This window comes from Paenibacillus sp. J22P59 (genome assembly GCF_059383895.1).
In genome coordinates, this window is record NZ_JBXENX010000004.1 from 247109 (window position 1) to 272811 (window position 25703).

A 25703-nucleotide genomic window follows, 5' to 3' on the forward strand; every position below is an offset into this window, starting at 1 on the left:
TTGAAATTAACCAATCGTCAATTCCTCCGCCACTTGGAATAGTCTGCCAGATGTAGAGTAAAGCTTGTCGAATCCCGTCTCCAGCCTTAATTGCTCAATCCGCTCTAAGCGCTCAGCTTCAGGCGTTCCTTTCGTCCGGAATATGGAATCAAGCATGTCCGCCGCTGCGGTAATATCATCAGGAGAAGCTAAGTGACTGGCCTGCTCCAATTGCAAATACAGCTCCATTACCTGCTTATAGGGCTTCACTACACCTTCATCGTATTGCTCGGCGTTATCATTGCGATTGCGCGTGCATACTGCGATAGCCAAGCATCTTTGAATGAAGGTCAGCGCAGCTTGACGATCCACCCCATCTACTGTTGCGGGAGCAGGTACGGCAACGGCAAGGCCATTCGTCCAATTCGTTTTGCAGGACAAGCGATCCTCTGCCTGATCGAGAGCGTACACAGCAACCGAGCTGTCGATTTTGCTGATGACATTTTTCAAGACAAACTTAGGACCAATCTCGATAAAGCAATCACTGCCTTGAGCGGTCAAATAACGGATAGACTCTACCCATCTCACGGCTGCTGTCATTTGCTCCGTTAACAGCGGTTGAATTTGTCCTTCGTTGGTATAAGGCGCTGCCGTTACATTGGATATAACGGGAACGTTCAGCGGCGAATAGCTATACGCATTAAGCTCTTCAGCTAACTGCAAAGCGGCTGGCTTCATAAAAGGGCTATGAAAAGGTGCGCTCACCTGAAGAGGAATACAGATCGCGCCTTGTTTCCCAAGCTTATCGCAGAGCTCCATTACTGCCGTACGGTCACCCGATATAACCGTTTGATCAGGGGCGTTGAAATTCGAGATGACGACTGATCCAAGCTGCTGCTCGCATGCCAGTTGAATAGTCTCGGCTGTCATTCCGCTGATAGCTGCCATTGCTCCTGATCCCTGTGACATGGCCTCTTGCATGAATTGGCCGCGTTTGCGAACAATGCGAACGGCATCCTCGAAGCGAATAGCTCCTGCACAAGCCAGCGCCGTAATTTCTCCCAAGCTGTGGCCTGCCATAAAGGCTGGCTCCATCTGTACTTCCTTTTTCCATACTCGATAAGCAGCTACGCTAGCCGTAAGTATAGCTGGCTGTGCATTCGCAGTAAGGGTAAGCTCACTTGGCTTCCCTTCGAAGCAAAGCTTCGCCAAATCGAAACCAATAGACTCCGAAGCTTCTTCAAAGGCGCTTCGCGCCTCCGCATGCTCCTCATACAGCTGCTTGCCCATCCCGACGTATTGAGACCCTTGTCCTGGAAATACAAAGCTTATTTTATTCACGCGAATTATCCCTCTTTTCTTTTGAAGTTTCACTATTGTTGCGTGGCTGCCGTTTGCAGCAGATTGGCGGTTAACTGAACCAGCCCATTCAGCAAAGCCTGAATGCTCCCTTGGTTCAAGCGTTTGTCATCAAATGTACAGACCCAAGCAAGAGCATTCATCTCCAAGCCCTCAAGGCTCAGAATAATATCGAATGCCGTTTGCTGCGCTTGAGGAATAGACAGCTTGTACCGATCAAATAGAATCGTTACCCCATTCGTATTCGTTCGATCAGCCGAGAATAGTTCAATAGCTGCCTTCTCAGCCTGATTCTGCTGAATGAATTGGAACAGCTGGGTAAAATCATTCAGCTGCGCAAAGTCGGCTTGCAGCAAGGCTACTTTCTGTTCCTTCGTCAATTGATAGACGGGAACTTCGGATTGCTGGGACCATTCGCTCAAGACGAATAGGAATAAGCCTAGAAGCAAATCAGAGACCATAATCTTCTCATGCTCAGCAAAGCGCGTTAATTGCAAGGTCGTTGATTCATCTACAGGAAGCCGATAGGTTCTGCGGCTGCTAGATTCAATTCCTGTTATATAAGAGGCTGGAAGCAATAGCGTCTCCAGCACGGTCGCCTCAATGCTAGTGCCCGATAGTCGTTCTAAATATAGAGCCAGCTTCGCGATGGTCGGATAATTGAATAGATCTGTCATTTGAATAAGATTTGGAAACTGCCGATCAATCTGTCCATGTAATTGAATCAGCAATAAGGAATTGCCGCCAATATCGAAGAAGCTGTCCTCAAGACCGATATGAGCTCTTCCAAGAACCTTCCGCCAAATATCCAAGAGCGCCTGCTCCGTCTCATTTGTGACGACAGTCTCGGCAATCGGTGCTGTATCCAGCATGGCTTCAGGCTGGAGCAGCTGTTTTTTATTGATTTTCCCATTCGGTGATAGCGGGAAACGATCCAGCCTAACAAAAAAATCAGGCAGCATATACGAGGGTAACTGCTGAGCAAGTGCTGCTCTAATCTCCTGCTCGCCGGGCTCTCCTACGATATAAGCGCATAAATATTTCCGATCCGAATTCGTCGCCTTCCAATCTAGAACAACCGCTTCGCGTATACCTGGAACCATCAACAAATGATGCTCGATCTCAGACAGCTCCATCCGCATGCCGCGAATTTTCACTTGCGTATCGGTTCTTCCAACAAACTCCAAGCACCCGTCCGGCAGCCATTTTACCAAATCACCTGTACGATACAGTGTCTCTCGCCCTACTGCCAAGCAATCAACGAATCGCTGCTGCGTCTGTTCAGGGGAGCGATAGTAGCCTTGGGCTAATCCTACTCCGCCGATATACAGCTCGCCTGTCCTGCCATCTGGCAGCAATTGGCCTTGTCTGTTCAGCACATATAGCTTGGCATTAGGAATCGGCTTGCCTATAGGGACAGAGCCTCTCTCCTGTATTAATGCTTGATCCACAATATGATAGGCCGCAATATCCGTACATTCTGTAGGGCCATACGTATTGACAATACGGGCTTCGCACCGCTTGGAATCCAACCAGGAATACAGTTTATTCATATTGATAGGCTCCCCGCCGAGGAACACCCACCTTAATGATTCAAGCCGTTTATACTGATCCTTCTCGTTGAAATCCACAAGTGGATAAAAAGCGCTTGGCGCACAATTAATTACGGTGCAGCGCTGGGCTGCAATAACGTCGGCCATGCGGTTATAGTCGTAGATACCGGGCTCGAAGAGACAAAGCGTCCCTCCTTGAATTAAAGGGCAGAATAAATTTTTCTGAGCGAGATCGAAGCTGGAAGGTGCAATTAAGAGCACACAATCTTCAGGCCCTATCTGAAATTCATTCGCATACCAATGAAGCAGGTTCATGAAGGCATGTGATTTGATCATGACACCCTTCGGATTGCCAGTGGAGCCCGAGGTATATAAGACATACAATAATTGCTCCGGGTCGTATAGCTCCTCAGGATTATTAGTAGGAAGATTGGTATCTGCTTGCAGCTGAGCTATAGAGATAAGCTGAACATTGGGAGAGAGAGTCTTAGATGCGGATGCTACTAGATGTGAGAGTAGAAAAGGAGTATTGGAGTGTTCGACTAAATATTGGATTCGATCTGCTGGATAATCCGGATCAATGGGCAAATAGGCTGCCCCTGCCTTCAGTATTCCTAAGATGCCAGCCATCATTTCCAAAGAGCGCTCTGCCATAATTCCAACTACCGTATTCTGTCCAATCCCCTGCTGCTTCAGGTGCCAAGCTACCTTATTCGCACGTTCATTAAGCTGTTCATAGGTAAGCTGTTGATTCTGGTACACAATCGCTGTTTGATTGGGATGCCGCTGTACTCGTTCTTCGAACAAGGAAACAATCGAACGTTCTCTCGGATATTGCTGCCGAGCCGTATTCCGATCCACAAGAAGCGCTGTTTTTTCTGCTTCACTTAGCAGATCCATATGGAGCTGTGGCTCCAATGGATGCTTCACCATCCAATGGAGCGCATTGCTCAAATGCTCTGCTAATTGCTCAATCCTAGCCGCTTCGAATAAATCCTCTTTGTAATGAAACTCCAATTGAATGCCTCTGTCCTCTGTCACTGTTACAGTAAGCGGGTAATTGGTCGATTCCTGCATCGTATATTTATTTAATTTCACAGAGCTGCTGCGATCCTTCAACACTTGATCCAGCGGATAATTCTCCAGAACGACGATCGAATCGAATAATTCATCCGAGCCTTCGTAGCCGCTGTATTGCTTGATTTGAACCAAGGAGGTCACTTCTGCCTCACTGCGTTGCATTAACAGTTGTCCTACCCTCTTCAAGAAATCCACGACCGATTCCTTCGCTGCAAAGCCTACCCTGAGAGGGGGCGTATGAATGAATAGCCCCACCATTTGCTCTATGCCTCGGAGCTGTGGCGTTCGACCCGACACGGTCGTTCCGAACACGACATCCTCACCATCCTGATAGGCCTGTAGCACAGAAGCCCATGCTCCATAAATAAATGCTGCCATCGTAATTTGATAGTTTTTGCAAAAGTCTCTTATCTGCTCCACATGTGCTGACGGAAGCACGAGCCTGTACTGTAAAGTAGCCGCTACCGCCTCCTGCTTCTTCTTGCACATAGGAAGCTGGGTTTTGTCGGAGAATCCGTTGAAATGCTCGGTCCAGAACTGCTTCTGTTCCTCCTGGCTCTGAGTGTCCAGCCAGGTGACATATTGCTTGAAAGCTGGCTTGGACAGCTTGACAGGCTCATCTCCATTCTGCAGCCGATCATAACCCTCGAACCATTCTTTCAGTAAAATCCCCGTACTCCAGCCATCGAATAAAATATGATGGTAGCTAATCGTCATTTCATACTGCTCCGCCTTGCACTTGATCAGCGTCACCCGAATAGGCTCACTCTGAATATCAAGCTTCCGCTGCCGATCGCTCGCTTTGAATCGTTCCAGCTCGCGCTGCCGCTCCTCGTCCCCATAGCCTGAGAGATCCTCGTAAGCGATTGGGACAGCTTTGTCCTTCAATACAATTTGAATGGGACGATCCAGCTTCTCCCACCGAAAAACGGTACGAAGTATTTCATTCGTACCGGCTACATGCTTCCAGGCTGCTGTGCAGCGTTCCAATTGAATATCGCCTTCAAGTGTCAGCGATAAGCTTTCATTATATTGCTCGCTCTCCGGACTCGTTAAGTAATGGTATAAAAGCCCTTCTTGTACGGGAGTCAGCTTCACAATATCTTCTACATTTGCTTTCTCGATCTTGCCCGTCCCCACCGCTTTCAGCCTCCATTCCAAGTCCGTTCTCTAGTGGATTACACCGCTGCTTCATAAGTGCGCTGATAGGCGATTTTGCCAAGGTCCAGCTTAATCATTTGGTCAGCCAGATCAAAGTACTTGTCATCATGCGTAATTGCAATAATGCACATGCCTCTTTCCTTCATCTCAGGCAATAACACTTGATAGAAGAATTGGCGGAACTCTGGATCTTGATCTGCTGCCCATTCGTCGAATAGACAGATCGGGCGACGATCCAAGTAGCTCATCAACAAGGCCAAGCGTTTGCGTTGTCCTGTAGATAGCCTGTCTCCGTCCATACGGCCATCCTCAAGATTCACTTTGTGATCCAATTGAAGAACCTTTAGATAAGTCTTGATCTCTTCTGCTTGACCTTTGTAATCGACCCCATACATTTTGTCGAATAGATAGAAGTCACTGAATACCGTCGTGAACTGCTCCCCTAGCTCCTCTGCGGAAATCGGCTTGCCATTGAGCAGAACCTCCCCGGCAGAAGGACTATACAAGCCAGTAATCAGCTTGGCCAGCGTCGACTTGCCGCTGCCGTTACCACCCGTAATGAAGGTAATCTCACCGGAACGGAATTCACATTTAATCGGCCCTACCGCAAATTCACTGCTATCATTGGACTTATAGTGATATTCAACTTCATTTAATTGCAAACGAACCTGCTTGCGAACCTCGTGTGCATTGTCTTTGGTATCCGGCTCTGCACGCATTGCGGTCTTGGACAATATGTCACGCATTTCGTTAATTCGTTTCCAGCTGATCTGTACACGAATACCCTCTGGAATCGCACCCAGAATACTATTGATTGGTCCTGTCATGTAAATAAAGACAAACACATAGTTCTGGATAAACGATGGTGCCGAGCTTTCAAAGATAAGCGGGAAAATAAAGGCGATACAACCGATAACGAATACGAACATTAATTCCCCGACAATGAACGAGTTCGAGAACATCGTATCTCCAACCGTTCTCTTCTCCCGATACTGGTCGCCGCTCTCGGCAACATCCGCGTAGAACTCGCTGCGTTTTTTCTTCGTGAGTGCAAGCTCCTTGAAGCCATACATGAGATCATGAATGTATCTGAAAAAGATATTCTGAATATCACGCGACTGTTCCAGCAGGGCTTGCGCTTTTCTGCCGCCGATATAATACAAGCCTGCAGCAACAATGGTTACCCCTATCGACAATAGCAGTCCGTAGATATTGAGCAGTCCCAAGTACGTGAAGCAGAAGATTAGAGTAATCAAACTTGTTATACCTGTCACAATAATATTGATAATCCGGCTTATATTCTCTGTATCATTGTTCAGAACCGCTTGAATCTGTCCATTATCAATGTTCTGAATGTCTGAGTACTTGGAACGGAGCATATTACGGATAAGCTCCATACGCTTCGCATAAACGATCTCATTCGTCAGACGAATCAGATTCGTACGAATAATCCGCTGGCCGAACAAGTACAAGGTGATCCCCAGCACAAAGTATAGGGCAAGACCATCGGTCAAAGTCGTCATCGCGTTATAGCCAGAAGTAACTTGACGGACCGCATCATTAACCGTAAATATGATTAATGCATTACCAAATCCGCTCAGTATGCTCAAAATAATAAGCGTGAAATATTCTTGCTTGCCTTTGCTCGGGAACAAGAAGGACAGCACGTAATGGATGAAGAACAAGGACCCTGCAACAGCAATCGTGTAGACTGCCCATTTGATCGTAAAGGGACCGAACATCGTCACAAAGCTCCATGGGAATCCATTAAAGAAGATGGTCGGAACGGCCCGCAAGCAGAAGAAAGCTACTGCAAGGAGCGGCACAAGCATCGCTAGGCCTCCCCAGCCGCGCGCATTAGGCTTGCGGAACTTTCTCTTGCCGGTTAGAACCTGCCATATAGCAGTACCAGTGAAAAATAGATTCACAGCAATCAACGGCACACCAACAAGAATAAGGAAGGTACTGACTTTATCCAATCGTTGGTAGTTATCACTAGCCAGGATTGGTCTATCATCGTCCATAAGAAGATTCATTATTTCTCGCGTCGATTGCATCGGCCGGTAAGAGTTCATATTAGAGAGAATACCTACCGCCAGCTGTTCATCCGGTCTGATTACAATGGAAGAGAAGTAGCTCGGGTTATTGCCCTCATGGAAATATTGTCCGCCGCCATTTTGCGCCATGTTCCAGCCCATTGCGTAGGACGTACCATCTGTAAAAGGAGCTACCCTGCGGTTAGGGGTCTGTGTTTCTTTAATCTGCTCCTCGAATTGATTCGGCGTAACGCCCATTTGGATCTTCAGCCACTTGGCAAGCTGATTGCCGCTAATGACAAAGTTAGCTGCTGGATCATTACCTGCACTTGGTGGAGCCTGATATTCTCTTGCTCCTCCAAAGCCAAATTTATAACCGGTAGCGACACGATCCTTCGGTGCATCAGCTAAACCGACATAGGTATCATCCATGCCCAGGGGAGCCAATACACTCTCATGCATGTATGACGGATAAGACATGCCTGTCAATACTTCAATCAGGTAACCAAGCACACCATAATTCGTTGTTGAATAATGGAAGCGGTCATCCGGCTCATATTGCAGCTCAGCAGCCGCTACTGCCCTTGCAGTCTCCTCCAGAGCATTAGGAGCATCAGATTCCGGAATCAATCCGATCGTATTCTGTGATATTCCGCTCGTATGGTGAAGCATTTGACGAATCGTGATCACTTGCGCTTCACCTTGAAATTTCGGAGTGAACCACGGGATGTATTTCGTAATAGGATCATCCAACTGAAGGAGTCCCTTATCCCTCAGATTCAAGATGCCTAATGCCGTGAACATTTTACTAGTAGAACCCATCTCATAGAGTGTATCTTGCGAAGCCGCTATCTTCTTATCTTTGTCGGAATAGCCGAAGGCTTTGGAATAGACGACCTTGTCTGCTTCCAATATGACGACCGAGAAAGAAGGCGCATGGCCCTTCTCCATATTTTTCTCTATAATTTTATCAACCTTAGCTTCAAGCGAATCTCTCCAGCCAATCTCTTCAACTGCCGCAGAGGCAGATGCAGGAACTAGCAGGATCATAAGCATGACGAGTATAACTAGCTGTCTTAAGTGTTTCAAGCGATTTCCACCCTTCTCCTAATTGAATAACATTTCGAAATCATCCTGAGATAGTCCAACCTGAGTGAAATCAGAAGGTGTGAAATCATGGATGTCCCCAGATACGCAAGCAGGTATGATTTCTGTTAAATAGCTGTTCGTGTAATCGAGCACCTCTTTGATTTGAAGCTCGGTACACTCCTCCGGCAAATAACGAATGGACAATTGCAGCTGCCCCTCATATACCCAAGCGAGTACCTCTATCCAAGCGTCAAATGGATTCGCCGGAGCAACCTCAGGCCCTGTATCCTCAGAAAGATAGGCAAAGCGATCGTTGCGGAAGCCTTGCTCCAGTTCCCCCAAATAGTTGAAGCGTATTAGAGGCTTGCGCTGTGGCTGTTCCACCTGATTACTCGCAGACTTCCAAAGACCATAGCCTAAGCCTTTGCTCGGAACAGCGCGAAGTGCTTCTTTGACCGATTTAATATGTTCAGCCCATTGCTCCGCCTCTACAGCCAGTACAAGAGGATACATAGCTGTAAACCAGCCGACTGTACGAGTGGTATCTATATCCTCGAACAGCTCTTCTCTTCCGTGGGATTCCATCTCGAGAGCGACACGACTCGAGCCGAAGGCGCGATGAATGGCATAGGTAACGGCCGATAACAGCAAATCAAGCGGCTCCGTACGGAAGGCTTGATTAGCCTCATACAACCATTGCCGGGTCAGATTCTTCTCGCAGCTCACGGTTTGAATAGCACTGCGTGCATTCGTTCGATCTGCTGCCAAAGACGCGGCCTGCAACTGCTCCAAGCTCTGAATATCCTGCTCTACAGCTGTCCAATAGCTGTCCTCGCCCTGCAATAAGCTGTGGCCTTGCTCAACCAGCCTATTGGACCAATCCCCGTAAGCATTGGTTTTTCTCGGCAGCTTGATGGGCTTGTCCTGCTCGATCTGCTCCAACAGCAGCCTTAGATCCTCAAGAATAATTCGCCATGAAACACCGTCTACGACCAAATGATGCGCTGTTAAGAGCAATTGCTGCTCTCCGGCATCCCGCTCAATGAGACAAGCACGAATCAACAGCCCATCTTCTAGGTTCAGGCTGCCTTTAAACGATGAACCATAAGTAGAGAGCGCTCTGCTCTGCACGATCGGACTCATCCCTGTAAGATCCAAGTGTTCAATCACTGGAGTTTTATCCAAATGGCTATTGTTGTAGAACAACGTCCGGTCTGCGCGAACATTAAGCCTCAATGCATCATGATGGGTAATAAGGGCAAGAAGCGCTGCTTCCAGATCCGCAGGGCGAATCTTCTTATTCATCTTCATCAGCACCGACTGATTCCAATATTCAGGGTTCGCTGCCTTCTGGCCAAAGAACCAGTCCACAATCGGTAAAGGCAAAACGTCCCCTTCAATAAGCTTGTTATTCTGCTCCCCATCTGCATCCGGATCGGTCCATTCTATCGAAGCAGCAAGCTGCTCCAATACAGGCTGGCCTAATATATCTCTTACTTTCACCTTAAAGCCCGCATCATTTAGCCTTGCCGATATTTGAATCGCCTTGATCGAATCGCCACCAAGATGATAAAAGTTCTCATATCCGTACAGCGTTCCTACCCGCAGCACTTGCTCCATTACTTCATAAATAGCTGCTTCCTTGCTGGAACGTACAAGCTCATTGTCCCCCTGTGCTAGAAGAGCCTCTTCCGGCTCAGGCAATTGCTTGCGGTCTACCTTTCCATTCGGACTAAGCGGCAAGCTGTCCATGCATACGAAGCTGGACGGAACCATATAAGCTGGCAATTTCTCCAACAGGCTTCTTCTGACATCCGCTTCGTTCCAGTCTCCACTTACAGTGAAATAAGCAGCTAGATACTTAGATTCATCCATTCGACTGCGATCAATAACGATAACCTCAGTAATTGTGGGATACTCCAACAAGCAGCTCTCGATTTCGCCTAATTCAATGCGATAGCCTCTAATTTTCACTTGATGGTCCGTGCGGCCCAAATACTCTAACAGGTGATCCTCACGATAGCGGGCTAAGTCCCCGGTTTTGTACAGGGTACCCGGTCCATAAGGATTGTGTATGAATCGCTCTGCACTTAACAGCTCATTGCCATAATACCCCCGGCCAACGCCAGTGCCGGCGATATACATTTCTCCTGAAGTACCATCAGGCAGCGGTCTTAGCCTCTCATCCAAAACATAGATTTGCGTATTGGCAATCGGCAATCCAATCGGTACCGAGCCTTCACGGTCAACCGCAGCATCGAATTTATAGATCATACAGCCCACAACCGTTTCTGTAGGACCGTATTCATTATAAATAGATAGCTTTTCCCCGAATTGCATCTGAATCTGGGCAGCCAGACTGCATTTCAAATCATCTCCGCCAACAATAAAGGTGTGCACCACAGAACCTGCAGCCTGATGCTCTTTGAGCAAAGACAGATGGGCAGGCGTCAACTTCACAAGGGTGGCCCGATTATCATTCATAATTCTGAAAAGAACAAATTCGGTTGAATCATCGGGATAAATACGAATTTGAGCCCCGCATACAAGTGGAGTAAAGATAGAGGTGACTGTCAGATCAAAGGCAATAGATGAATACAGGGCAAATACGTCATTCTCATCTTGAATATACGTTTGCCTTGCCCATGCAATATAGTTAATTAATCCGCGATGCTCAATCATAGCCCCTTTGGGAGCACCCGTAGAGCCGGATGTAAAAATTAAATAAGCTAGATTGGAAGAAGCGGCAGCAAGCAGAGGGTTCGTATCCACGGCACTATATATCGCAGCCTCTCGCAGGTTCAGACAGCGTAGCCCATCCCATTCCTGCAAGCTTTCCTGCACCTCCAGCAGATCCGTCAGCAATACACTTACCTTGGCTTGCTCGACGATATAGCGTATACGCTCCTTCGGATAGCCCGGATCAATTGGCACATAAGCCGCTCCTGCTTTGAGCACGCCCATGATGGCTACCATCAGCTCATAGGAATGCGAGGTCATAATTCCTACGATCAGCTCTGGTCCCATTCCTTTTGATTGCAGATAATGAGCCAATTGATTCGCCCTTCGATTCAATTGATCGTAGGTGTAGCTGCGTTCGCCTAGTGTAATGGCAATTCGATCAGGTGTCCGCTCAACCTGCTTCTCGAATAAGGCAACGATCGTCTCTTCTTGGGGCAGTGGCTGCTCAGTCTGATTACGCTCATACAAAATAGCGTGCTTGTCCACTTCCGACAAATAATCCATTTCGCATAGCATTGCTGTCGGCTTGTCCAGCATCTCTTCTGCTAACTGAATAATCTGTTGGAATAAATATTGGATATCCTGTGCTGTATAATCATGGGTCTTATAATCAATTTCCAGGACGAGCTCTCCTGACCGCAGCCAATCCTTCACGATGATCTGGAGAGAATAGAGCTGATAACCGTTGTATAATTCATTGGTTACGATTTCGGCACCCTCATATTGGGTATATAATTGCGTGTTGTAATAATTAATGCAGGTTTGGAATAATCCATCAATCCCTTGCTTATTGAGTTCCAGCTCTTGAACAAGCAGATCATAAGGGAAGCGTTGATGGAAGTACGTTTGTTTCAATTCCTTCTGAACATTCTGTATCCACTGCTCCACTGTCGCAGAGTCATTAACGGTCATCCGAAAAGGCACCGTGCTTGTGAACATCCCGAACATCTCTCGCTGTTCCTTGCCAGAACGGTTCAAGACGGGATTGCCGATCACAATCTCATTGGTCTGCTCCTTATTGCGAAGATACAGCAAGTAGATGGCTACAAAAAAAGTATTCATCGACGTATGATGCTGATCGACAAATTGCTTGATACGATCAGACAATTCACCATTAATTGTAAATATTTCACGTTTTCCTTCTAGACGGTCCGAGCTGCGCGATAAAAAATGCTCAGGCAAGGCTGCAAATTTATTCAGCCAGTAATCACGATTTTTCTGAAAACGGGCTGTTTCTAAATAGTCCTTCTCCTCAGCAATATATTGCATATAGCTGGCTCGCTCTTGAATCTGTCTATTCGCAGAGTCTCCCGCTTGGAGCCTGTTGAAATACGTTGTCCAAATCTCATTGACCATAGCAGCAAGACACCAGCCGTCAGATACAATGTGATGAAATTTGAAGTAAAAGCCATGCTCTTGCTCGCTAAGCTTATACGTCGCAAAGTAGAACAACACATTATTATTGAGCTCCAGAGACCACTGGCGCTGCTCTTCGATCCATTGGCTATAAGCTTGCTCAGGCTCAGCCTCCTGGCTCCAATCCTCATAGGCCACAGGGAATGGTTGAAATTCGCTGATGAATTGCGTAATGTGTTCTCCATCGTTGATGAATTTCAGCCGGGTCGCTTCATGGTTGTGGACAAAATCATATAAGGACTGACGCAATTGCTCATGGTCTATCTCGCGGTTGATTCTGGACACGCCTATAATATTGTATAGATGTGAATTTCCATATAATTGCTCGGTATACCAAATACGCTTTTGCGGATGAGTTAATGGATATAAGCTCTCAGTTTGATTCATGCTCATTTACAGCCCACCCCCTGCGACCAGAGTGCCTGACGGCTCGGCAGGCAAGGCGATAACGTCTGCCCACAAAGCGCGCTCCTGCAGCATGAGCTCTGCTACTAACTCGTAGTTATGGGACTGGATGAACTGGCCTGTTTTTCTTGATTTGTAGAACAAGGCGCGAAGCCGCTCCCAGCCAGCTTTTATAGCAATGACTTGTGCGCTGAGACTCTCTCTTGTGCTGTCAGAAATATAATTGAACTCTGCAAGCGCATGAACCAGCTTTTCATTGGCTATATGACGATTAATAATAATATGAATGCCTATCAGGCTATACGTCGTATAATATTCCAAATGTGCTTGATCAATCTCTACATTCCATACTGGGTCAATCGTGAAATTGGCTAGCTCTTCGTACAATCGCTGCGCATTCTGCTGTACTTCCTGGAAAGAGAGATGGTAGGGCTCAATCTTCGGAGCAATGATAAATTCGTAGCCGTGCGGCTGCTTCTGCTCTGCGGATTGCATCGAATCCGACGCAAAGAATGCCTTCTTCAAATTCTCCTCCGGCACCAGATGCTCATAATAGCCGATCAAGTCATCCTCAATAACCGAGAATTGATTCGTTGATTGATCATAGCCTGTAAATAGAGAATAGTGATTCCAATGATAATTCTCGTAAGCAATACTATCCGGAATCCAATGATAGAGATCCACATTCATAGTAAACAGGCGTTGTTCTCGGCATAATGCGATAATTTCTTCCTTGTACTGCTCTCGATCCTTAATGAATATTGGCTTCATCTCCGTAATGACTGCAGTTAACGGGAACTCATCCGTGGGCGCTTCCAATTCCAATTCATCATCATAGGTGGTTTGGATGGTGTGATAGACATGCTCCTTGTTCTCTCCTCCAAACCAATGACGATAAGAATAAACATTGAGATAGGCAGCGTATTTATAGCTCGGCTCCAATGTCGTCGCAACCGAAAAGGCTTGATTCAATGCACAGTTCATCCAAAACTCGTCAAATGGCTTGATTCCATTTGTATACAGCATCGATTCTATTTCCTTTCTCCAACTATAGTAAAAAGATGCGGGCTTGCTCGCATTGCTCGACCATATCCGATGGCCATACAGATGGCTGCACTTCTCCTACATGCGCTTTGCGAAGCATGAACATGCCCAGTCTGGATTGTCCAATTCCCCCGCCGATGGAATAAGGCAGCTCATGATTCAACAAGCTCTGATGGAAGGGCAGCTCGCTCCAATCTTCGTGATTGGATTCCGCTAATTGCTTAATTAAGGCATCCTCATCCACACGAATTCCCATGGATGACAATTCAAACGACAATTGAAGGACAGGGAACCAGACAACCAGGTCTCCATTCAGGCTCCAATCATCATAATCAGGGGATCGTCCATCATGTTTTTTGCCGGAGTTCAGCTTGCCGCCGATCTGCATAATAAATACAGCTCCATACTTCTCAGCAATACGGTCTTCTCTCGCTTTAGGGGTTAGGTCAGGGTATTGATCTTCTAATTCTTGTGTGGTCACATAGTGGAGTTTTTCTGGTAAAATCGGAGTAATCTGAGGATATAAACCGCTGATGTATTGTTCAGTTGCTCGAACGGCCGAATAGATGTTTTCTACAGTGGATTTCAAGGTTGCCATGTGGCGCTCTTCTTTCGTTATGGCTAACTCCCAATCCCATTGATCGACATAAATCGAATGTAGATTATCTAATTCTTCATCTCGACGAATCGCGCGCATTTCCGTCAGAATCCCTTCTCCGGGAACAAAGCCATATCTTTTCAGTGCATCTCGTTTCCATTTGGCCAAGGAGTGAACGACTTGCAGAGGATGCAGGGTGGCGTCGTTGGCATCGAATTCTACCGGCCTCTCAACCCCGTTAAGCATATCGTTAAAGCCTGTTTTGCTCTGAACGAACATCGGTGCATTTACTTTTTGCAAATTCAGGCTGCTGCATAAATTTTCTTTAAAAAATTGGTTAAGGCGGTCGAGTGCTGCTGTCGTTTCACGTCTGTTTAGTAGTTCTTCATAATCCCCCACAATCATAAATCGGTTTGATATGCTTTTAATTTTCAAACTATCCCCTCCTAGTAAATTTTAGATCATTAAATAATTTAATGAAGAAAAAGAAATTCTTACATTAAGAATATCAAATTATTACCAAGGTGACAATGAAGGAAATTTTCTTTATTTATTAAGAATTTTAATGAAAAGGCTTTAAATACATATAAAATTATGTAAACGCTTTCTGACATTATATAAATAAAGTGCCGACTCTCCAAGTGGAAAATCGGCACTTTGCATGAAAATTTGAGGCCTAGAATTACCCGCCTTTATTCGACATTGCCTCGAACCAATCCCAGCCAAAGCCGACTTGCTCTGGCTTATGAGAGTCTGATCCGTAGACACATTCTATGCCGCTCTTCTTGCAAGCGTGGAAGAACCATTCCGGCACATACGGCTTGCCGCAGGTGGCTACTCTTAAGCCCGCCGTATTCACGTCGATGCCAACGCCCGATTGGGCGAGCAAAGGAATAATGCCTTCTAATCGACGGTTAATCTGCGATTGATCAATAGGAGGCAATTCGGTTGTAAATTTCTCGATCAGATTAATGTGACCCAGACGCCTCCGCATCGGCAAGCGTGACGCCGATTCTATCGCGGCTTCGACATGATTGTAGTATTCCTCTACCACCTGCTCCATAGAGCCGTAATAGGCTAAAATATGCTTTTTGAAATCATCCGGCGTATAATCAATGCAACGCATGCCGCCAAGCCCCGGCAAATAGTGAACGGAATAGACCACATCCTCAAGCTCCTGCTGCCACTTGTCTGCTATTCGCTCTGTAAAGTCCCATTGACCTGATAGATGATCCAGCTCCAGACCTACAGTCACCTCTATTTTCCCCGCATACTGCTGCTTCATATGCTGTGCATATTTCATATAGACAGGCAGTTCTTCTGCCTTCATAGCAAGACTCTCCATTAAAGGAACATCGTCGATTAGATCCACGGGCACAGGAGGATGCTCGCTAATCGTATAGCGTTCAAAGCCTAGCTCGATTGCCCGATCAATATATTGTTCTTCCGGCGCATCACTGCCATGATAGCAAAATTTCGTATGCGTATGTCCATCCCATTTCAACACCATTATATGTCCTCCTAGTTGCGTACTCTCTTACTCCCTAGCTTATCATAAAATCATTCTGCCACCTATCGCTATTCATTCTTTCGCTCCACCCATTCTATGAATTCCCGTGAATTCATCCAGCTCTGCTTGGGAGCGCCCGCCACCTTATAATGCCTCATAACCCCAACTATCATCGAACAATTCTCCTATGATCTGGACAAGCCAACTGCTTATGGAGCAAACGATATTGCCCACAAGACTATGCAGCAAACCAAGCTCAAGTGTATCTAGACGAACTCACCCTCTTCCCTCTCTCCGCCTATTCCCAACATCTACTAATCTATAATTTGAATTGGAAATTATACCTTTTTTATGGTATTCTCGCAATGATGCCCACACTCTTAGTAGTATTTCGCAGCTTACTCATTTGCAGGGGGTTATTAGGTGACAACAGCCGACGATGAACAGACAAGACAGCGCGTCAATCGACAGCAGTTCTCTTTTCGTTTGAATCTATTCTTTTTGTGTGCCTTTCTCTTATTCAGTGTCTTAATAGTCAAGCTTGCCATCTTACAATTCGTACAGGGACCTGAATTAGCAGCGCTCGCGAAAAATTCGGGAAACGCTCCTGATCCCATTGCACCTATTCGAGGTAATATTTACGATGTTACGGGTCATAGGCTTGCTTATTCGACGGCTACACAATCTCTTTACTTCAAGCTTAATCCCGAAATGACCGAAGAAGCAGGCATGGAATTGGCGCTTAAGATAGAGTCTCTATTCGCTGAGCATGGCAATCCAGATCAAGCGATGACAGCCGAGGTTATCTATAAACGTATGGATGTACCGTCGACAGCCAACTACTCCTATACTCCTCGCCGGATTAAGCCTGATCTTACCCAACAAGAAATGGCCTACTTCATGGAGAACCGCCTGAACTATCCAGGCTTCGAAATCTTCGAGGACAGTATCCGCAATTATGATCCCGATACAATTGCCGTTCAATTAATCGGCTATTTGAAGAAATATGATTCAGCTCTGGGAACGCCAGCTACTAAAGCCTTTTATGAAGCTAAGAAAGATAATGAAGACCCTGCCATTAAATATTTGACCCGCGAGGATGTTGGATTAGATGGTCTGGAGTATATGTACCAAGATAGCCTCCGTGGCAAGAATGGCATGAAGGTCTATCCCGTCAACGCACAAGGATTAATTATTGGTCCTCCACAAATTACTTTGCCCGAGAGGGGCAATGACCTGCATTTGACCCTTCATTCCAAGGTTCAACTGCGCACAGAGGAAGCCATCATGCAGCAAATCCATAAAATCAATACTTCATCCAACAAATACGAGCGCGCCCCGAATGCAAGAGCAGGTTATGCTGTCGCTATGGAAGTGGATACGGGCAAGGTTATTGCGATGGCGAGTATGCCTGACTATGATCCAAACGTATACAAAGGCGGGACAATTGCGCCTAAAGATTACCGCGAAATAGACAATATTCAATACAATGGCACCATCCGAACGGTGTGGCAGGAATATGAGACTGACAAAGAGAGCAGCCGTCACCCCTCCTCTATCGTACCGCTTGGCTCTACGCAGAAGCCCCTTACGATACTAGTTGGCTTAATGGAGAATCTGATTACTCCGACTACCACTTATAATGATAAGGGCGTATACTTCTTTGGCCGTGATGGCGGTTATAGGATCGGGAATTCGGGCAAAACGCCTCACGGAAATATCGGGCCCTCCAAAGCCATCCAAGTGTCCTCTAATACATTCATGGCTGAGAAAATAGGCAATGAACTGTACAAAAAATATGACGGCAGCAAAGGCGTTGACATCTGGGACAGCTATATGAAGCAATTCGGACTCGGTGTGCTAACCGGCAGCGGATTGCTCGGAGAGACAGTAGGCACAGTCGATTATTACCATGAAGTGAAGACGGCAAGCTCACAATCAGCGCTAATTCGCGCTTCATTCGGGCAGCAGGCTCGTTATACGACGCTGCAGCTTGCCCAATATACCGCTATGCTTGCCAATCGCGGGAAACGGTTAAAGCCGCAGTTCGTCGAGCGAATCGTAGATGCAGAGGGCAATGAGGTTCAGGGGGTCAAGACCGAGGTATTGAACACGGTAGATGCCCCCGACAAGTATTGGAAGGTTATCGAGCAAGGTATGCAGAGCAGTGTGTCTGGATTCGATGATGTTGCCTATACCTTCAATCGCAAGACGGGCACCTCCGAGCAAACTACGAGTGCGGGTACAATTGAGAATGCTGTATTCATCGCCTATGCTCCAGCAGACAAGCCGAAGCTCGCTGTAGCTGTTATTGTTCCTGAGGGCGGATACGGCGGACGCGGAGCCGCACCAATTGCTAGACAAATTTTTGATGCTTATGATGAGGAGATTGGACTATACGGCACACCTCGCAAAACCCCATAACAGCTGCCCCCATGTGAAGGTTTTGAACCTTCACATGGGGTTTTTTTCTCATCTGCTGGAATGCCAGGTGCTGGCTACAATAAAGGAACCGTATTCCGTTATTCTGGCAATAGGAAGAAGATTTGCTTAATTAACGGAACACGGTTCCTCTATCAGAGAGAAAATGATCGAATACAGGGTGAACAGGAACATTTAACGGAACTGAAATCCGCTAATTATCATGATAATGATAGATTGTGAATATTAGCGGAACGTCGTTCCTCTAGCATCGCCAATGCTGAAATAAGAAAAAACAGCGCCAACCCTGCTGATCAGTCGGCACTGTTTTCTTAATTGATATTGGACTATTTTTTTATACGGAACAGCAGTCCTGTTATAAATGACAATTGCAGGCTCAGGATCATAAAATAGATGAACCTATAATCACTGTCATATTGCGCCCCAAAAGCGGCTGGAAGAATAAACAAAAGGATTATTGTAACGAGCACACTGACGACAAATCCACCAAAAACTCGTGTCATAGTTTCCTCCCTATCCAATTTTAAATGGCAGAGCATCAACAACTGGAGTCGACATCTCATTAAAGAGTGCCTCATGCTCGATTACGCCGTACATACCTGAGTCTGTGATTAGTTATTATCATCTTATCCGCATACAATCGCCTAATCGTATAAGCCCTAAATTAAGTTGTATTTAGGTATGTTTCCATTCGAGGTATTACATTATCTATCTCACATATTACTATACTAATATAATACTTTTATGTAAATTATAAATAGATGTCTCTACCTAAAGAGATAGCTCATCTTCCTTAGAAACTATTTCATTTCCAACTCCATGTACACTTAATCTACTCGAACAACCTCTCAGTAAAACAAAAAAATCCCGTTGAATCGTTCAACAGGATTTATCAATCAGGCATTACCTATATTCAGCTCAGGCAAACTTCAAGCGTTGCATAAAATGATCCATACGCTGCAAAGCCTCTGCTAATTGGCTCGGCGCTGCGGCGTAACAGCATCGCAGATGCCCCTCTCCCCCCGGTCCGAACACATCGCCGGGAATAGCCGCGACCTTCGCCTCCGAAAGCAGCCTCTTGGCAAATTGCTGCGAGCTCATTCCCGTATGAGCGATGGACGGGAACACATATAAGGCTCCTTCCGGTTCCTCGCAGGGCAAGCCGATATCTCTCAGACCTTGAACGAATCTGCGTCTGCGCTGATCGTAGGATTGTATCATCCGATCCTTCTCTTCCATACAGCCTCGCAAACATTCCAGAGCAGCAACCTGCCCAAGTACGGGTGCGCATATTGCGGTATATTGATGAATGGTCGTCATTGCCCCAATCAGATCCGAATGCCCGCATGCGTAGCCGATCCGCCAACCAGTCATTGCGAACGCTTTGGAGAACCCGCTAATAATAATGGTGCGATCCTTCATTCCCGGCAGAGAAGCGAGACTGACATGCTTCTGCTCATAGGTAAGCTCGGCATAAATCTCATCGGATAATACGATAAGATCATGCTCTTCTATCAGCTTGGCAATGGGCAGCCAATCCTCGTACGTCATAATAGCTCCAGTCGGGTTATTCGGGAAATTCACGACAAGCACCTTGGAACGCGAGGTAATAGCTTCACATAGCGCCTCTGCCGTCAGCTTGAAGCCTGTTGCTGCAGAGAGCGGTATTTCTACCACTGTTCCTCCGTTTAATTGAGCAATAGGCGAATAAGCAACATAACTAGGAACAGGAACGAGAACCTCATCGCCGGAGGTGATCAGCGCACGCAGCGCCAAATCAATCGCCTCACTGCCGCCAACGGTGATCAGCACTTCCTTGGAAGGCTCATAAGCCAATTGACAGCTAGCGTATAAATAGTCCGCAATAGCCTCCCGAAGTTCGAATAATCCCTCGTTAGGCGTGTATGTCATGCTGTCCGTCTCCAGCATACGCATGCATGCCTCCCTGGCATGCTTCGGTGTCCGAAAGTCCGGTTCTCCTACGCCAAGTGAGATTACACCTGGATTCGCATTAGCCGCGTTAAAAAATTTACGAATCCCAGAGGGCGGTATCGTACATGCCAACGGGGATAAATAAGCTCTCGTTCCATCCATATCCTCTTACTCCTTCCGCTCTCTTTGTACCAATGAATAATTCATAATAAGCTCTAGCAACTGAGGGAAAGAAATATTCGCTGCTGCTGCGCTTTTGGGCAGCAAGCTGTTTCTGGTCAGGCCAGGCAGCGTATTTACCTCAAGAATATACGGGATGCCATCCTTCACAATCATGTCGATGCGGGCATATACACTGCATCGAAGTGCTCGATAGCAGGACAGCGCCGCAGCCTCAACCCGTTCATGGATCTCCTGCGGTAGCTCAATAACCCGCTCGTCGGCGCCGCCGTCTTCGTACTTGGATGTATAATCGAAAAAAGTGCCAGCATTCGCTTTAATAGAGACCACTGGAAGCAGCTTGCCATCCAATATCGAGCATGTGATCTCGTCTCCGGCAAGGAACTCCTCGATCAGCACCGACTCATCCCATTTCAGTGCGGCCTGAACGGCTGCACCTAGTGCTGCCGGGTCCTTAACAATCTGAATTCCAATGCTGGAGCCCCCCGAATTCGGCTTCACGACTACCGGATACCCAAGCCTTTCTACATTTGCGGCTGCCAGCTCCTCCATATTCCTTACTTGAATCGATTCCCCTGTATGAAGTCCCTCGCAGCGCATCAGCTTTTTGGACATTTCCTTATCCATGCAGACACTGCTGGCGAGCACCCCGCTTCCCGTATACGGAATGCCGAGCGATTCCAATGTCGCTTGGACTGTTCCATCCTCTCCATATTTCCCGTGAAGAGCGAGGAGCCCGATATCCAAGCCAGCCGTTTTGTCGATAAGATCCCGCTTGCTGTTAATCTCAATCGGATATACTTCATGCCGAGACTTATCAAGATTGGCGATCATTTCTTGCCCTGTCAGTAATGAGATCTCCCGCTCCGAGGATAGACCTCCCATAATTACGCCGATTTTCACATGCCTTCATCCTCTCGCTTGCCTGATTGCTCTAGCTGTCTCGCCTATTATTTGAATCCCTTTTACAATGTCCTCATCCGTTACTCTAGAGAAGCCCAGACGCATAGTGTTGCTGCCTTGGCCTCCTCCTTCAACGAAGAAAATATCCCCCGGTGTAAATACGACACCCTTCCTCGTGCATGCTTCGAGCAGCTCCCTAGTCTGGAAATCGGGCTCAAATCCAATAAACAAATGCAGTCCGCCATCCCCCGAGAGCCTTGTATACGGAATGTTAGTTTTGCAGCAGTGTATAGCCAGCTCGTATTTTCTTTTGTACTCCGCTCTAGCCCGCTTCAAATACTTCTCGAAGTTGCCATTGTGTAAATACTGATACAGCAAGGACTGATCCAGTGTGGAGGTATGAATGCTGCGTGCCCGCTTCATGCTCTCCAAGTAGCTAACCAGCCCTTTATCGGCAAGCACCCAACCGACCCGAAGACCGGGAAATAATATTTTGGAAAAGCTTCCTATATAAATAATGTTATTGCTCTTGCCCACGCTCGCGATTAATGGGGCGACATGCGAGCCGGAATACCGAAGCTCCTCATTGAAGCCATCCTCTATAATAGGAACCTCGCTTCGTCCCAACAACCGAAGGGCTTCCGCTCGCTTTTCTGGAGACATGACAATCCCAGTAGGGTTGTGATACGAGGGAACCAAATAAGCCAGATCAAAGCTCTGTGCCGACAACTCCCTCTCCAGCTGCTCCAAGCAGAGGCCATCCGGTTCCATCTCGATGCCTGTTATGGCGAACTGATGCAGCTTCATATTTTTAATTGCTGTATGATGAGTGGGATTCTCGCAGATGGCGCGGCCGCTGGACTTTCCAAGGCTGGTCAGCACGAGGTCAAAGCCCTCAGTGAAGCCATCTGTAATTAGAATATCCTTGCCCATCAGGTCAACGCCTTTGTTCTCCATATATCGCAGCAAATACTCTATGAGCGGCTTATAGCCCTTGGCATACCCATAATTGAGGAGCACTTCCCCTTCAATCGACATTCGATCAAGGAACGCTCGCTTCACATTATTCAAATCGAACAGCTTCTCATCCGGGGCGATGCTCGTGAATAGAATGGAGCCCTTCTCTGCGCGGATGCCATGCTTCATCAGGTCATGCTGCTCAGCCATGCGTGCGAAGCCGCTAATACGCTGGCTCCAGTCGAGCTGAATCTCTGCTTTCTCGCCTGTAGGAGCGCTCGCCTCGCCTGTTGAGGGAGCAACATAGTTGCCTTTGCCCTTCAGCGCATAGATGAATCCCTCCTCCTCCAAATCGGAGTAAGCAGTCAGAACCGTATTGCGGCTCACGTTCATTAATGCGCTCAGTTCTCTTGTGGAAGGGAGCTTCTGGTTCGCCTGCAGCGCACCTTTGAGAATCAGCCGCTTCATATAATCCTTCACCTGCATATAAACAGGACGATTATCCGCGAACTTGAAATCAGAATACATCCTTCGCACCTCCTATCCTTATCATGTCATAACTGTCTATACAGCAAAAGAACCACAGCAAGCGACTTTCATGGCATGCGTGGCTCCCTGTTTCATACCTTCTACAATTGGGTACATAGAGATAACAAGCAATTCTAACCCAGGCAATTGTATATTAGGAGGATTAATCAATGAACTATATAGTAAATAAAAAATTCGAGAACGAAGTTGTACAATTTGACGGCTCCCATTATATTGGCTGCTCCTTCAAGGATTGTACCATCCAAATCTCTTCCCTGAACTTCAACTATGACCGGTGTACGTTCAAAGGCTCGAAGTTCAAGCTTAGCCCAAAAGTATTCTGGCTGCAAAATGTATACCCTTTGCTGCCCTCTGCATCAAAAGGTCATCACGTTATTCAAGCTTAAGCGTGCCAATCTTATAGAGACAGCCTGACGATATTCTCATCGTTGGGCTGTCTTTTTTGTGCTCATATAAATCTATTCCATCTTTTTCACAAGAGATGCAACAATTCTATGCGTAAGCCTGTTAATATTATAAATAATACACAACATTATTTCCTCATGAGGGGAGAATAAGAAGCAGATGAATACAAAGATATTAACAAGTATCGAGAATGTCCTCGATTATATCGAATCCAAGCTCACAACCAAAATAAATTTAGAAGAGTTGGCGCTAGCTACTCACATGTCTAAATATCATCTGCATAGACTGATTAGTCATGCCGTGGGACAGCCTCTGATCAGTTACATACGCGCAAGAAAATTAACGGCGAGCCTTGATCTGCTGATGAATCCTGGGACCAAAGTCGTCGATGTCAGCACCTACTTCTCCTTCGAGCATGAGCAATCATATATCCGTGCCTTCAAAAAACAATTTCAATGCACACCTTCGGTGTTCCGAACGAAGATGCCTGAGATTGTATTAGTTGAGAAGGCAGATATCTCCCATTTGAAGGAACTGAATGACGGCTTGTTATTTACTCCTAGTTTTATTTTTAGGCCCGCCTTCCAGTTGGTTGGAGTGAAGCATAAAATCTACAGGGATGAGAACAAAGCGTATTTCACAGCAACTCGTGTTGGAACCGAATTCTTTTTCGAGCAGCGTCAGCTTATTCCTCATGCCGTGCATGATTCTGTCTATATCGGCTTAACCAAATATTGCGAGCGGTCAAGAGACCAATATACTTATTATGTTCCTTCCGTACAGGTCTCTTGTCTAGAGGATATCCCGGAGGGAATGGAGCATAATTATTTGCCCGAAACCAAATATGCGGTCTACAAGTATGTGGGTGCGTTTCATCCTCGCCATTTGACCATTTCGCATCTTGAGCAAATATGGCAATGCATTAACAGTCTGGAGAGCAATGACAAGCTGAGCTATTGTCAGGCGGCTCCCTATTATTTTGAATACATTGATTATAGACTCTCCTCTGAACACTATTGCGAGGTCGATATTCACGTTCCCATTCAATCGTTGCCGCTAACGTCCTTATCAGACTGCTAGTTCGCTTTGATTCATTTCCTTTTGTTAGGGGTAAAACTACTTAACAAACAAAGGCGAAGGAGTGGTTCAAATGACTACCCAGCAACGCAATATCGAAGTCGAAGAACGCCATGTAGAGAAAAAATCAGATTCAAGCTTAGTCGCTTCCACCTTTATCAAATATGCAGCTTACGTCATTATTTTCTTCGGTGCCCTATACTTTCTCGTACGCTACGTATTCCCAATGTTCTAAGCTTAAGGCTATGAACGAAAAAGAGCTGTCCCGCTGGTCCTTACAGACCTTGGGGCAGCTCTTTTTTTCGCTTATTGGGGCTTCGTATTCAGTGGTCTTAATTGTGCTTCAATCTGTGTCCGCTTGCCTTCCAAGAATGGAGGGAGCGCTAATGACTCGCCCAGATGCTCAATATCTTCATCCGTAGCAAAGCCTGGACCGTCCGTGGCAAGCTCGAATAAAATTCCGTTCGGTTCCCGGAAATAGAGGGAGCGGAAGTAGAACCGATCCACGAAGCCCGAATTCGGGAAGCGTGAGCTGCGGATGCGATCAATCCACTGCCGCAGCTCATCTTCATTATCGACGCGAAAAGCTACATGGTGAACACCGCCGCGGCCAAGCTGTTCCCGAGGCAAATCTTTTCTCACCTCAATATGGATCTCAGCGCCGCTGCCGCCCTCGCCTGTCTCAAAAACCTCAATATCCGGCTGTCCGGTCAATGTGGACGGGTATTGTCCTTTCTTCCGGAAGCCCATTAGCTCCGTCAGTACTATTGCAGTAGGAGCAGCATCATGTACCGTCAATTGGACAGGTCCAAGTCCCAAAATGCCGAATTCTAGCGGTACGGGACTCTGGCTCCATGGCTTGCCCCCCGCTACCCCTACGTTATGCTCATCGGATACCAAGATGAATCGCTGCCCTTCGAAATCCCGGAACGCGAGTGTCGCTCGGCCCGCACGCTCTACAATCTCATCATGCGGCACGTTGAATTCTGCCAGCCGCTCTTTCCAATAATGCAGCGCTTGATCACTCGCCACACGAAGCGATAAGGAAGAGATGCTGCTTGTTCCTTCTTGATTCTGCCTTGCCATTGGAATATCGAAGAACGTCAATTCCGTTCCGGGATTTCCCTTCTCATCTCCATAGAACAAGTGATAAGACGACGTATCGTCTTGATTGACTGTTTTTTTCACTAACCGCAACCCTAACACTTTCGTATAAAATTCAAAGTTTTCCGCTGCTGCCGCTGTCATCGCCGATACGTGATGTATGCCCTTCAATTCCATGTGAA

At 46.7% G+C, this 25703-nt stretch carries 16 protein-coding genes; 4 read left to right on the forward strand and 12 right to left on the reverse strand.

The features are described from left to right. Positions 1 to 6 precede the first annotated feature (6 nt). The 7 genes from fabD to hisJ all read right to left on the reverse strand — a co-directional run bounded on the left by fabD (position 7) and on the right by hisJ (position 15972). Positions 7 to 1320, reverse strand: a complete 1314-nt coding sequence (gene fabD / locus AC50YO_RS08470; RefSeq protein WP_494845945.1) for an ACP S-malonyltransferase — start codon at positions 1318 to 1320, stop codon at positions 7 to 9. A 32-nt stretch (positions 1321 to 1352) separates the two neighbouring features. Next, positions 1353 to 5111 carry a non-ribosomal peptide synthetase gene (locus AC50YO_RS08475; RefSeq protein ID WP_494845948.1) on the reverse strand — a complete coding sequence of 1253 codons (3759 nt, stop codon included), beginning with the start codon at positions 5109 to 5111 and terminating at the stop codon, positions 1353 to 1355. Between the two features lie 38 nt (positions 5112 to 5149). Then, entirely contained in the window at positions 5150 to 8257 is a 3108-nt protein-coding gene (locus AC50YO_RS08480; RefSeq protein WP_494845951.1) for a cyclic peptide export ABC transporter, read from the reverse strand. Between the two features lie 18 nt (positions 8258 to 8275). Further along, on the reverse strand, positions 8276 to 12808 hold the full coding sequence (locus AC50YO_RS08485) for an amino acid adenylation domain-containing protein (RefSeq protein WP_494845953.1): 4533 nt from the start codon (positions 12806 to 12808) through the stop codon (positions 8276 to 8278). Next, entirely contained in the window at positions 12809 to 13846 is a 1038-nt protein-coding gene (locus tag AC50YO_RS08490) for a hypothetical protein (protein ID WP_494845955.1), read from the reverse strand. A 22-nt stretch (positions 13847 to 13868) separates the two neighbouring features. Then, complete coding sequence (gene asnA, locus AC50YO_RS08495; protein ID WP_494846435.1) at positions 13869 to 14867, reverse strand: aspartate--ammonia ligase; 999 nt, start codon at positions 14865 to 14867, stop codon at positions 13869 to 13871. Positions 14868 to 15144: 277 nt separating this feature from the next. Continuing rightward, positions 15145 to 15972: a histidinol-phosphatase HisJ gene (gene hisJ, locus AC50YO_RS08500; RefSeq protein WP_494845957.1), complete on the reverse strand. Its 828-nt coding sequence runs from the start codon at positions 15970 to 15972 to the stop codon at positions 15145 to 15147. 423 nt (positions 15973 to 16395) lie between these two features. On the opposite strand from hisJ, the gene AC50YO_RS08505 reads away from it, so the two are divergent. Further along, positions 16396 to 18396: a peptidoglycan D,D-transpeptidase FtsI family protein gene (locus AC50YO_RS08505; RefSeq protein WP_494845959.1), complete on the forward strand. Its 2001-nt coding sequence runs from the start codon at positions 16396 to 16398 to the stop codon at positions 18394 to 18396. Positions 18397 to 18740: 344 nt separating this feature from the next. Here the strand turns inward: AC50YO_RS08505 and AC50YO_RS08510 are convergent, their stop codons facing one another. The 4 genes from AC50YO_RS08510 to AC50YO_RS08525 all read right to left on the reverse strand — a co-directional run bounded on the left by AC50YO_RS08510 (position 18741) and on the right by AC50YO_RS08525 (position 22914). Continuing rightward, entirely contained in the window at positions 18741 to 18917 is a 177-nt protein-coding gene (locus AC50YO_RS08510; protein ID WP_494845961.1) for a hypothetical protein, read from the reverse strand. Between the two features lie 415 nt (positions 18918 to 19332). After that, entirely contained in the window at positions 19333 to 20508 is a 1176-nt protein-coding gene (locus AC50YO_RS08515) for an aminotransferase class I/II-fold pyridoxal phosphate-dependent enzyme (RefSeq protein WP_494845964.1), read from the reverse strand. A 6-nt stretch (positions 20509 to 20514) separates the two neighbouring features. Next, positions 20515 to 21429 (reverse strand): D-alanine--D-alanine ligase, encoded by a 915-nt coding sequence (locus AC50YO_RS08520; RefSeq protein ID WP_494845969.1) that lies wholly within the window; start codon positions 21427 to 21429, stop codon positions 20515 to 20517. 6 nt (positions 21430 to 21435) lie between these two features. Then, the gene (locus AC50YO_RS08525; RefSeq protein WP_494845972.1) at positions 21436 to 22914 is read right to left on the reverse strand and encodes an aminotransferase-like domain-containing protein; all 1479 of its coding nucleotides are present in this window, start codon (positions 22912 to 22914) and stop codon (positions 21436 to 21438) included. Positions 22915 to 23084: 170 nt separating this feature from the next. Here AC50YO_RS08525 and AC50YO_RS08530 point away from each other — a divergent pair, with 170 nt between their 5' ends. The 3 genes from AC50YO_RS08530 to AC50YO_RS08540 all read left to right on the forward strand — a co-directional run bounded on the left by AC50YO_RS08530 (position 23085) and on the right by AC50YO_RS08540 (position 24652). After that, complete coding sequence (locus AC50YO_RS08530) at positions 23085 to 23321, forward strand: hypothetical protein (protein WP_494845976.1); 237 nt, start codon at positions 23085 to 23087, stop codon at positions 23319 to 23321. Between the two features lie 178 nt (positions 23322 to 23499). Further along, on the forward strand, positions 23500 to 24420 hold the full coding sequence (locus AC50YO_RS08535; RefSeq protein WP_494845981.1) for an AraC family transcriptional regulator: 921 nt from the start codon (positions 23500 to 23502) through the stop codon (positions 24418 to 24420). A 70-nt stretch (positions 24421 to 24490) separates the two neighbouring features. Next, entirely contained in the window at positions 24491 to 24652 is a 162-nt protein-coding gene (locus AC50YO_RS08540; protein WP_494845986.1) for a hypothetical protein, read from the forward strand. 71 nt (positions 24653 to 24723) lie between these two features. Here AC50YO_RS08540 and AC50YO_RS08545 read toward each other — a convergent pair whose 3' ends face one another. Beyond that, entirely contained in the window at positions 24724 to 25698 is a 975-nt protein-coding gene (locus tag AC50YO_RS08545) for a ring-cleaving dioxygenase (protein WP_494846437.1), read from the reverse strand. Between the last annotated feature and the right edge of the window lie 5 nt (positions 25699 to 25703).